The organism is Subtercola sp. RTI3 (assembly GCF_035018625.1).
GTDB lineage: Bacteria > Actinomycetota > Actinomycetes > Actinomycetales > Microbacteriaceae > Subtercola > Subtercola vilae.
This window is the reverse complement of the sequence record NZ_JASJXO010000079.1, coordinates 1-10,327: the sequence shown is the minus strand read 5'-3', so window position 1 is coordinate 10,327 and position 10,327 is coordinate 1. Positions and strand designations below refer to the sequence as shown.

Below are 10,327 nucleotides of genomic sequence, written 5' to 3'. Positions count from 1 at the left end.
AGATGTGTATAAGAGACAGGCAGGCGCCCCGCACTCAGCCCTGCGGCTCGCCCGCAATGAGCGAGCGCAACCAGTCGCGCGCCTCGATGAACACCTCGTCGTCGTAACGCTCGATGTACTCCACCGGAGCGCGGTCGGCGCGCGGGTACGACCCGAGAAAGATGACGTTCGGGCTGAACCGTCGAAGCCCGAGCAGGGCGTCGGCGACACGTTCATCCAGAACATGGCCGTCGGCGTCGATGACGAACCGGTAGCGGCCGAGCGCGTCGCCGATGGGCCGCGACTGCAGCAGGCTCAGGTTCACCCCGCGCGTCGAGAACTGTTCGAGCATCTCGAGCAGCGCGCCCGAGCGATCTTCGGGCAGCTCGACGATGAGGCTGGTCTTGTCGGCCCCGGTGGGCTCTGGCAGCCGGGCGGCGCGGCTCACGAGCACGAACCGCGTCACGGCGTTCTGGTTGTCGCCCACGTTCTCGGCGAGCACCCGCAGATCGTGGTGCTCGACGATGCGCGGGGGCGCGATGGCAGCGTCGGCGAGGTCGCTGTCGAACAACGCCAACGCACTGGCCACATTCGATGTCGACGGAATGTGCCCGTGCGTCGGCAGGTTCGCCTCGAGCCAGTTGCGGCACTGCGCGTACGCCACCGGATGCGCGTTCACCACGTGCACGTCTTTCAGCTCGATGCCGGGCCGGGCCACCAGCGCGAACTGCACCTTCACCAGGTATTCGCCGATGATGCGCAGGTTCGGGATGTTCGCCAGCGCGTCTTGGGTGGCACTCACGCCGCCCTCGACCGAGTTCTCGATGGCGATCATCGCCGCGACGCTCCGCCCACTTGTCACATCGTCGAGCGCCTCGCCCACGTTGTTGACGCTCCGCCACACCTTGCCGACCGCCTCGGGAACCTGTGCGAGCGCCGCCTCGGTGAACGTGCCGGTGGGGCCGAGATAGCTGTAGATCTCGGGTACTTCGGCGATGCTCTGCGAGGCGGCGGCTACGGCTACGGCTTCTTCGATGGCTTCTTCGGGCGCTGCTGACATGCAGTTGAGCCTACTGCGATCACTCCTGGCAGATGGCGATGCTCGATTTACCTCTCGTGGCGGGGAAGCACGTGCGGTAGTGCAGGTTGTGCGACAGGTTGACGGCGTACGCGGAGGTGACCTGCGAGCCATCGGTACGAGCGAAGATGTGGTCGTAGCCGATCACATCGACTGAATAGAACAGGTTTGCGACCCACGGGTCGCCGCCGCCGCTCGAGCCGTACCCGTGGCAGACTCCCTCCGAATTGCGGACGCACGGGATTGCACCCTGCGCGTTCGCCGCCGATGCGCCGCCGACGGCGAACACCCCCGCGAGCGAGAGTACGGCGAAGCCCACTGCGGCGAACCGGCGGGCACGGCTTGTTGGCTTGTTCATGGTGGATCCTTCTTCTGATCGATTTCGGTGGCACGAAGTGTGCCTCCACAGAGAAGAGAGTGCGTGACCCCCATTCCATTACGCCGATTCCCGAATTCTCTGCACCCGGGTTTCCAACGCTGAAACCCCTCCCGAACCCCCGCGCAAGTACTACAGAAGACGCCCGCCGAGGTGCCAGACTGGACACATGAACGAGCGCGCCGGGCTGCAGGCCCTCCCCGAAGACCTGGTCGACATCGACGCTCTCGTGGGGGCGTACTACGAGCTCACGCCCGACGTGACGAACCCCGAGCAGAAGGTCATCTTCGGTACGAGCGGGCACCGCGGGTCATCGCTTGACACCGCCTTCAACGAGAACCACATCCTGGCCATCACGCAGGCCATCGTGGAGTACCGTGCCGTGCAGGGCATCACCGGCCCGCTGTTCATCGGGCGCGACACGCACGGGCTGTCGAAGCCCGCCGAAGACACCGCGCTCGAGGTGCTGAGCGCGAACGGAGTGACGGTGTGGACCGACTCCCGCGGCTCGTACACCCCCACGCCCGCGGTCTCGCACGCGATCCTCCGCTACAACCACGCCGAGGCCGGCCACAGCGACCAGGCCGACGGCATCGTCATCACCCCGAGCCACAACCCCCCGCGCGACGGCGGCTTCAAGTACAACCCGCCACACGGCGGCCCGGCCGATTCCGACGCAACGAGCTGGATCGCGAACCGCGCGAACGACATCATCGCGGCCGGCCTCGTCGACGTGCTGCGGGGCGAGGCCCAGCCCACCGATACGTACGATTTTCGCGAGAACTATGTGAGCGACCTGTCGCGGGTCATCGACATGACGAAGATCGCCGAGTCGGGCATCCACATCGGCGCTGACCCGCTGGGCGGCGCGAGCGTCGAGTACTGGGAGCTGATCGGCGAGCGCTACGGCCTCAACCTCGACGTCGTCAACACTGTCGTCGACCCGCAGTGGGCGTTCATGACGCTCGACTGGGACGGCAAGATCCGCATGGACTGCTCGTCGCCCTACGCCATGGCCTCACTTGTCGCCAACAAAGACGCCTATGACATTTCAACCGGCAACGATGCGGATGCGGACCGGCACGGCATCGTCACGCCCGACTCGGGCATCATGAACCCCAACCACTACCTTGCCGTGGCCATCCAGTACCTGTACACGCACCGTACGGGCTGGCGAGCAGACGCCGCCATCGGCAAGACCCTGGTCTCGAGCACCATGATCGACCGGGTCGCCGCATCGCTCGGGCGCCGCCTCTGGGAGGTGCCGGTGGGCTTCAAGTGGTTCGTGCCCGGGCTCATCGACGGCAGCGTGGCGTTCGGCGGCGAGGAGTCGGCCGGCGCGTCGTTCCTGCGGTTCGACGGCAGCGTATGGACCACCGACAAAGACGGCATCATCCTCGCCCTGCTCGCCTCGGAGATTCTCGCGGTGACCGGCAAAACGCCCTCGCAGCACTACGCCGACCTGGTCGAGAAGTTCGGCGACCCGGTCTACGAGCGAGTGGATGCCGCGGCCACGAAGGCGCAGAAAGCCCAGCTCGGCAAGCTCGATGGCGACGACATTCCCGCCGACACCCTCGCCGGCGAGCCCATCACCGCGAAGCTCAGCCGAGCTCCGGGCAACGACGCGGCCGTGGGCGGCGTGAAGGTCACCACCGACCACGCCTGGTTCGCCGCGCGTCCCTCCGGCACCGAAGACGTCTACAAGATCTACGCCGAATCCTTCCTCGGCCCCAAGCACCTCAAAGAGGTGCAGGCCGAGGCCAAGCGCATCGTCGACGGCGCCCTCGGCGCCTGACCGCAGCATCCACTCGGCAAAGTTTGTGGGTGCGGGGCCGTGACACCCGCAAACTTCGCCGAGTCGACGGAGTAAACGTGCAACCCGAGCAGGTGGGGTGCAGCTGCGGCTGCGGCTGCGGCCGGCGTAGCCAGCGTCAGCCGGCGTAGCCGGGGGCGGCGGGGAGCCCGAAGAACTCTTCGAGGGTCTCGACCCCCTTGGCGTGCATCTCGGTTGCGAGGGCCGTGCCCACGTACCGGAAGTGCCAGGGCTCGTACTCGTAACCGGTGACCGCCGTCTTGTCGGCCGGGTAGCGCAAGATGAAGCCGAATCGGTACGCGTTCGCGGCCAACCACTGCCCCGAGGTGCTCTTGCCGAAGCACGGGTAGTCGGTCGTGCATCCGCTGGTCGTGTCGAGGATGTCGATGGCGAGGCCGGTCTGGTGCTCGCTGAAACCGGGCCGGGCGCTGGTCTGGTCGGCGCCCGCGACGCCGTCTTGGTTCACGTAGTACTGGTACGAGCTCACCTGGGTGCTGTACGAGCGGTAGCCGCTCTGCGCGATGAGCGTGGTGCCGGCCTCGGTCTTGTCGGCAGCGAACATCGCGGCCAGCGCGTCGACCGTGTCAGTGCGAAGCGACTGCCCGAACGGGTTCTTCATCTCCGCCGGAATGGCTTCGAGGTTCGGCGGCACGAAATCCGCCGCGCCGGCGATGGCCCGCTGCTTGTTCACGACCACCCAGAGACTCGTGGGGTCGTCGAGCGAGTACCGCGTCTTGTCGAAGCCGGGCGCCGCAGCGGGCGTGGTCGGCAGGATGCCCGGGGCCGGGCTCGCGCTCGGCGAGGGCGAGGGCGCCGTTGACGTGAGCCCCGACGCGCTCGCGCTCGGCGACGGCGAACCCGACACCAGCGCCAGGGCGGTCGGCGCCGCGATCTTCACCACGACCACGGTCACGATGATGAGCGCCGCCAGAATGATGACGATGAGGGAGGCAGCCACGACCCGGCGCGCGCGGAGGGCCCGGGCCCGGTCATCCGGAGCTGGCGGCGGAGTCTCGCGGCTCCCCGAGCGCGGTTGCCTGAACCTCTTCTGCGGGGGCAGGTCGGGGGGCAGATCGGTTGACACTCGCCAAGTGTATTGCCGCGCAGTGAACGGGTAGCCAAATACTGGCTACGACAACCTGGCATGCGCCCTTCAGACGCCCACAATTCGTGTCAGATGAAGAGCTGCGCCGCGCGACTCAGTCGCTGATGCTGTAGAAGTGCGCCGTTCCGCCCGGGTTGTCGACCGTGATGGCCTGGTCGAGGTCGCGGTACTGCGCGTCGAGGGTGTGGCCCACGAGTTTGATCGAGGTCGATCCGTCGGGATTGGCGATGACGGCCGAGACCACCATCGTGTGGTCGACCCCGTTGTCGTTCTGCGGGTCCCAGTCGAACATCGCCACGTCGCCGGGCTTCAGTTTTGCGCGGTCGGCCAGTTCGAGGCGGTGGGTATCGGTGCGGGAGGCGAGATAGTCGTCCATCTCGTTGCCACGGATCCAGCTGAAGCTGTAGTCGCCGGTCGTCGCGTAGTCGCTGTACCAGTCGTCGTTCTGCGCCCAGCCCCGCGCCACCAGCGTCTGGTTCACGAAGTTGCCGCAGTCGTTGTCGGAGAACTTGCCCCAGGCGTCGAGGTTGTAGTTCTGCCAGTAGGTGAAGGCGTACTGCATTTGCTTGTCGACCGACGTGACCGCCTCATACGTGAACTCCTTACCCGTGTCGACCGTCGTTCCGTCGGCTTTGGTGAGCGTGATCATGGCATTCGCGGGCTGGTAGTCGATGGCTGCGGGCGTCACGAAGGTCACCTGGCCGTCGCCGGTGCTGGTCAGGGATGCCGCACCGACGGTGCCCACGAGAACACTCACCACACCGGCCAGGTCTGACCCGGTCAGGGTGACAGTGGTTCCGCCCACCAGGGATCCGCTCGCCACGCTTGCGTCGGTAACAAGCGGATTCGGTGTGAGGGTGGGGCTCGGGCTGGGTGACGCAGCGCCGGCGTGTGACTCTTCGCCCACGGCACTGATCGCCGTGCATCCGGCGACCGCCATCAGACCGGTGCCAACCGCAAGAAAAAGAAAGGAACGACGTGTAGGCATTGATCAAGACGAACATATTTTCTTATCAATTGCCTTGGAGAGACCTACGGCTTGCACCGAACTTTCGTCGGGTGTAACTTTGCACTCTCCGCAATTTTCTGCGCGACCTCCACCGCAGCCGCTTTTCCAGATCAGGAAATCATGTCACGCACCCTCTCGACGGGCCAGGCCCGAGCACAGTCGATCAAAGATGCCGGCGGCGTCATGACGCACCGCCAGATTCTGGTCATCATCTTCGCCCTCATGGCAGGCATGTTCCTGTCGGCCCTCGACCAGACCATCGTGGGCACGTCGATCAGAACCATCGCCGACGACCTGAACGGCCTCGCGTTGCAGGCATGGGTGACCACGGCCTACCTGATTCTGTCGACCATCAGCACGCCCATCTACGGCAAGCTCAGCGACATCTTCGGCCGTCGCCCGCTGTTCATCATCGCCATCAGTGTCTTCTTGATCGGCTCACTGCTCGCCGGCCTCGCCACCTCGATGTACGAGCTCGCGGTCTTCCGCGGCATTCAGGGCCTCGGTGCCGGTGGCCTCATGGCCCTGCCGCTCACCATCATGGGCGACATGCTCGCCCCCCGCCAGCGCGCCAAATACCAGGGCTACTTCCTGGCCACGTTCGGCATCGCCAGCGTCATCGGCCCGCTCATCGGCGGCCTGCTCTCGGGTTCGCACGAGATTCTGTTCATCACCGGCTGGCGCTGGGTGTTTCTCATCAACATTCCCATCGGCGTCGTCGCCCTCGCCGTGGTACTGAAGTTTCTGCACCTGCCGCACACGAAGCGCGCCGTACGTATTGACTGGTGGGGGGCGGCCACGGTCATCCTCGCGCTCGTCCCGCTCTTGCTCATCGCCGAACAGGGCCGCGAATGGGGCTGGTTCTCGGCCGGCGCCTGGGCCTGCTACGTTCTCTCGGCGGCCGGCATCGTGGCGTTCATCTTCGTCGAGAGCCGCATGGGCGACGACGCACTGATTCCGCTGAAGCTGTTCAAGAACTCCACGTTCTCGGTGGCCACCGTGCTCGGCGTGCTGGTCGGTTTCGGCATGTTCGGCGCGCTCCTGACCGTGCCGCTGTACCTGCAGCTCGTTCAGGGCGCAACGCCCACCGAGTCGGGCTTCCTGATGCTGCCGATGATTCTCGGCCTCATGATCGCGTCGATCGTCAGCGGCCAGCTCATCGCCCGCACCGGCAAGTACCGCATCTTTCCCATCACCGGCACGCTGTTCATGGCTGTGGGCTTCGTTCTGATGACCTTCCTCACGGTCGACCGGCCGCTCTGGTACGTCATGATGTCGATGTTCTTCATCGGCCTCGGGCTCGGCCAGATGATGCAGACGCTCACCATCGCGTCGCAGAACGCTGTGGGCCCGCGTGACATCGGGGTGGCGACGAGTGCGTCGACGTTCTTCCGCCAGATCGGTGGAACCCTGGGCACCGCCGTTGTGTTCTCGTTCATCTTCACGCGCCTGCCGAACACCATCGGCGACGCGTTCGCCGACCCCACCAACACGGCCAACCTGAAGGCGGCGCTGGCCGACCCGACGGTGCTCGCGAACCCCGCGAACAAGACCATCCTGGGCCTTCTGCAGTCGAACGACCCCTCTGCGATCTCCAACGCGCTCGACGGCGACACGTCGTTCCTGAACAACTCGACGCGGGCGCTCGCCTACCCGTTCCTCGACGGGTTCTCGAACGCCATCGCTTCGGTGTTCTGGATCACCCTCGCGGTGATCACGGTTGCGTTCGTGCTGAGCCTGTTCCTGAAGGCCACGCCGCTTCGCCAGAAGTCTGCGCTGCAGGAGGCGAGCGATCTGGATGCCCGCGACGACGCTCTCGCGGCCGAAGCGCTCTCGGCGGCCAACACCATGGGTGCCCTGATCGAGCCCGGCACGTCTGACGGCGAGCGTGAGCCCTCGGCTACGGTGGCCGATACCCTCCGCGCCGCCCCAGTCCCGGATGCCACCCCCGGCACCGATGCCACCACCAGCGCCGAGGGCACCGACAGCACCACGAAGCCCAGCGGCCCGCGTCACGGCTGAGCGGGCACGCCCTCTTCGAACGACGTATCGGCCGGGAGGCGGCGCCGCATGACGGCGATCGCCTCCGGGTTCTGGTCGACCAGCAGAAACCGCCGCCCGAGCTTCGCGGCCACGGCGCCGGTGGTTCCGCTGCCGGCGAAGAAGTCGATCACCAGATCGCCCTCGCGCGACGAGGCCTGAACGATGCGCCTGATCACGCCCTCGGGCTTCTGTGTGGGGTAACCGGTCTTCTCTTTGCCCGTCGGCGACACGATCGTGTGCCACCAGACATCCGTCGGCAGCTTGCCGCGCGCCGCGCGCTCAGGCGTCACGAGCCCCGGTGCCATGTACGGCTCGCGGTCGACCGTCGCCGAGTCGAAGTAGTAGGTGTCGGGGTTCTTCACGTACACCAGAATGGTGTCGTGCTTCGTCGGCCAGCGCGTCTTCGCCTTCGCACCGTAGTCGTACGCCCAGATGATTTCATTCAGAAAGCTCTCGCGCCCGAACAGCGCGTCGAGCAGCACTTTCGCGTAGTGCGCCTCGCGGTAGTCGAGGTGGAGGTACAGGGTTCCGTCGTCGGCGAGCAGGCGCCAGGCTTCGAGCAGGCGGGGTTCGAGAAACTCCCAGTAGTTCTCGAACGCATCGTCGTAGCGCAGCAGGTCACCCTTGATGCGCGTGTAGCTGTTGCCCTTGAACCCGGTGATCGACCCGGTACCGGCGGATGCCCGAACCGCCGTCGTGCCCTGACGCCGCTGCACGCGCCCGGTGTTGAACGGCGGATCGAGATAGATCACCGTGGCAGACCCGCTGGCGAGCGTCGGAAGCAGCTCGAGGTTGTCGGCGAGGATCACCCGGCCCAGCGGCGCGGCACCGTCGCGGTCGCCGTCGCCGTCGCCGTCGCCGAGACCGTCTTCTTCGGGGGCGGAGGGGGCGGGCATCCTCTCATTGTGGCAGCCCCACCGCAACGCGGTCGCCCGGCGACGCCACAGGGCGTACCGTCGATCAGACCATGAGCACCGAATTGCAGCACAGAACCTCCCAGAACCGTTACGTTCTGCTCGTCGACGGCCGCGAAGCAGGTTTCGCCGACTACCGCCTCACCGGCAACGCGATCGTCTTCACGCACACGGAGGTCGACCCCGCCCACCGCGACGAAGGCCTCGCCAGCACCCTCATCGCGGGGGCCCTCGACGACGTACGCACGGGCTCCGGCCTGAAGCTCGTCGCACAGTGCCCCTTCGTGGTCGACTTCATCGACGCCCACCCCGAGTACCACGAGCTCGAAGAGCGCGGCTGACCCGCCGCGCTCTCTCGCCGGCCGCCAGCAGGCGGCGCGGGCCCAGAACTCGTACTTCCCTTCTCGCGGCACGTCTGGTTCACTGTGGAGGCATGAGTACCACAAACATTTTCGTCACCGTGCCGGTTGCTGATCTCGAAGTCTCGAAGGCGTTCTACACCGCCCTCGGGTACACCGTGAACCCGAACTTCAGCGACGAGTCATCTGCCTGCATCGTGCTGTCTGACACGATCTACGTGATGCTGCTCGCGAAGTCGCGTTTCGGCGACCTCACCGACCGGGAGCTCGTCGACCCGAAGACCCACACACAGGCCCTGCACGCGCTTGGAGTCGAGACGCGAGACGAGGTCGACGCGCTCGCTGCGACGGCCCTGGATGCCGGGGGCTCGGTTCCCGGCGACCCCCAGGACTTCGGGTTCATGTACGCCCGCGACATCGAAGACCCCGACGGCAACGGGTGGCAGATCACCTGGATGGACCCAGCGGCTCAGCAGAACGGCCCGCCCGCCGAGTAGCCGGGAGGCTCCGGCAGCGTGACTCAGGGCACGCGCTCGATCCACTCGCGGGTGCCGAACTTGTCGTGCACGAGCTGCTCGGCTTTGGCGTACTCGGCGTCGGTCACATCGCCGGCGGTGGCGCCGTAGAGCGACGTGAAGGTGGCCTTCATGCGCTCGATGATCTCGGCGCGGGTGAGCCCGGTCTGGCTGCGCAGCGGGTCGACCCGTTTGGCGGCCGATTTCGTGCCCTTGTCGCTCATCTTCTCGCGGCCGATGCGCAGCACCTGCACCATCTTCTCGCCGTCGATGTCGTAGCTCATGGTGACGTGGTGGAGCACCGCGCCGTTGCCGAGCCGCTTCTGCGCGGCACCGCCGATCTTGCCGGAGGGGCTCGCGATGTCGTTGAGCGGAACGTACGACGCATCGATGCCGAGCGACTTCAGCGCCACGATCACCCACTCGTCGAGAAACGCGTACGAGTCGGCGAAGCTGAGCCCCTGCACGAGGTCGGCCGGGGCGTAGATCGAGTAGGTGACAACCGAGCCGGCCTCCATGAACATGGCGCCGCCACCGCTGACCCGGCGCACGACGTCGAATCCGAACTTCGCGGCGTTGTCGGGGTCGACCTCGTTCTTCAGCGACTGAAAGCTGCCGATGACAACGGCCGGTGAATCCCATTCCCAGATGCGCAGCGTCGGCTGGCGACGACCCTCGCCCACCTCGACGGCGAGTACCTCGTCGAGCGCCATCTGCATGACAGGCGCGACGGCCTTCGAATGAATCAGTTGCCAGTCGTAGTCGCGCCAACTCGTGGCTTTTGCCAGGGAGCGCCGGATGGCCACCGCCACCGCCTCGGGTGAGAACCCGAGCAGGGTGGCCTCTTTCGGCAGTGCGGCTTTGATGGCCGCGGCGATGGTGGCCGCCTCGCTGTCGGCCGCGAGCCCGTTGACGGCCGCGTCGATGTCGCCGAGCGCGCTGTCGGGCTCGAGGAAGAAGTCGCCCGCGAGCCGGAAGTTCGAGAACCGCCCGTCGACCACGTCGAGATCGACCACCACGAGCTTGCCGCCCGGAACCTTGTATTCACCATGCATGCCTGAAGCCTACGCGGCCATCGAGTTTCCCCACCCTGACGGCACGGCCCGAACCAAGCGACCTGTCTCTTATACACATCT

General features: G+C 66.3%; 10 protein-coding genes. 4 read left to right on the top strand and 6 right to left on the bottom strand.

The features are described 5' to 3' along the window. Nucleotides 1-34: 34 nt before the first annotated feature. A complete protein-coding gene (gene pheA / locus QN358_RS18015) occupies nucleotides 35-1,039 on the bottom strand; it encodes a prephenate dehydratase (protein WP_136643155.1) in 1,005 nt (334 codons plus the stop codon). A 19-nt stretch (nucleotides 1,040-1,058) separates the two neighbouring features. Beyond that, complete coding sequence (locus tag QN358_RS18010; RefSeq protein WP_323513177.1) at nucleotides 1,059-1,415, bottom strand: hypothetical protein; 357 nt, start codon at nucleotides 1,413-1,415, stop codon at nucleotides 1,059-1,061. Between the two features lie 187 nt (nucleotides 1,416-1,602). Here QN358_RS18010 and pgm point away from each other — a divergent pair, with 187 nt between their 5' ends. Further along, a complete protein-coding gene (pgm, locus tag QN358_RS18005; RefSeq protein WP_136643153.1) occupies nucleotides 1,603-3,228 on the top strand; it encodes a phosphoglucomutase (alpha-D-glucose-1,6-bisphosphate-dependent) in 1,626 nt (541 codons plus the stop codon). A 136-nt stretch (nucleotides 3,229-3,364) separates the two neighbouring features. Here pgm and QN358_RS18000 read toward each other — a convergent pair whose 3' ends face one another. Further along, the gene (locus tag QN358_RS18000) at nucleotides 3,365-4,330 is read right to left on the bottom strand and encodes a M15 family metallopeptidase (protein ID WP_237280475.1); all 966 of its coding nucleotides are present in this window, start codon (nucleotides 4,328-4,330) and stop codon (nucleotides 3,365-3,367) included. Between the two features lie 115 nt (nucleotides 4,331-4,445). Next, nucleotides 4,446-5,339, bottom strand: a complete 894-nt coding sequence (locus QN358_RS17995) for an amidase domain-containing protein (RefSeq protein ID WP_136643152.1) — start codon at nucleotides 5,337-5,339, stop codon at nucleotides 4,446-4,448. A gap of 204 nt (nucleotides 5,340-5,543) precedes the next feature. On the opposite strand from QN358_RS17995, the gene QN358_RS17990 reads away from it, so the two are divergent. After that, on the top strand, nucleotides 5,544-7,382 hold the full coding sequence (locus QN358_RS17990; RefSeq protein ID WP_323513178.1) for an MDR family MFS transporter: 1,839 nt from the start codon (nucleotides 5,544-5,546) through the stop codon (nucleotides 7,380-7,382). Here QN358_RS17990 and QN358_RS17985 read toward each other — a convergent pair. After that, entirely contained in the window at nucleotides 7,373-8,299 is a 927-nt protein-coding gene (locus QN358_RS17985) for a site-specific DNA-methyltransferase (protein WP_323513176.1), read from the bottom strand. The genes QN358_RS17990 and QN358_RS17985 overlap by 10 nt on opposite strands. A gap of 71 nt (nucleotides 8,300-8,370) precedes the next feature. Between QN358_RS17985 and QN358_RS17980 the strand changes: the two genes are divergently transcribed. Continuing rightward, on the top strand, nucleotides 8,371-8,658 hold the full coding sequence (locus tag QN358_RS17980; protein ID WP_323513175.1) for a GNAT family N-acetyltransferase: 288 nt from the start codon (nucleotides 8,371-8,373) through the stop codon (nucleotides 8,656-8,658). 92 nt (nucleotides 8,659-8,750) lie between these two features. Continuing rightward, complete coding sequence (locus QN358_RS17975) at nucleotides 8,751-9,173, top strand: VOC family protein (RefSeq protein WP_323513174.1); 423 nt, start codon at nucleotides 8,751-8,753, stop codon at nucleotides 9,171-9,173. A 23-nt stretch (nucleotides 9,174-9,196) separates the two neighbouring features. Here QN358_RS17975 and QN358_RS17970 read toward each other — a convergent pair whose 3' ends face one another. Beyond that, nucleotides 9,197-10,246 carry a biotin/lipoate A/B protein ligase family protein gene (locus QN358_RS17970; protein ID WP_323513173.1) on the bottom strand — a complete coding sequence of 350 codons (1,050 nt, stop codon included), beginning with the start codon at nucleotides 10,244-10,246 and terminating at the stop codon, nucleotides 9,197-9,199. Between the last annotated feature and the right edge of the window lie 81 nt (nucleotides 10,247-10,327).

Excerpts from the sequence above, each read along its gene's own strand:
- pheA (WP_136643155.1), bottom strand. The coding sequence starts at position 1,039 with ATGTCAGCAGCGCCCGAAGAAGCCATCGAAGAAGCCGTAGCCGTAGCC.
- QN358_RS18010 (WP_323513177.1), bottom strand. The coding sequence starts at position 1,415 with ATGAACAAGCCAACAAGCCGTGCCCGCCGGTTCGCCGCAGTGGGCTTC.
- pgm (WP_136643153.1), top strand. The coding sequence starts at position 1,603 with ATGAACGAGCGCGCCGGGCTGCAGGCCCTCCCCGAAGACCTGGTCGAC.
- QN358_RS17995 (WP_136643152.1), bottom strand. The coding sequence starts at position 5,339 with ATGCCTACACGTCGTTCCTTTCTTTTTCTTGCGGTTGGCACCGGTCTG.
- QN358_RS17990 (WP_323513178.1), top strand. The coding sequence starts at position 5,544 with ATGACGCACCGCCAGATTCTGGTCATCATCTTCGCCCTCATGGCAGGC.
- QN358_RS17985 (WP_323513176.1), bottom strand. The coding sequence starts at position 8,299 with ATGCCCGCCCCCTCCGCCCCCGAAGAAGACGGTCTCGGCGACGGCGAC.
- QN358_RS17980 (WP_323513175.1), top strand. The coding sequence starts at position 8,371 with ATGAGCACCGAATTGCAGCACAGAACCTCCCAGAACCGTTACGTTCTG.
- QN358_RS17975 (WP_323513174.1), top strand. The coding sequence starts at position 8,751 with ATGAGTACCACAAACATTTTCGTCACCGTGCCGGTTGCTGATCTCGAA.
- QN358_RS17970 (WP_323513173.1), bottom strand. The coding sequence starts at position 10,246 with ATGCATGGTGAATACAAGGTTCCGGGCGGCAAGCTCGTGGTGGTCGAT.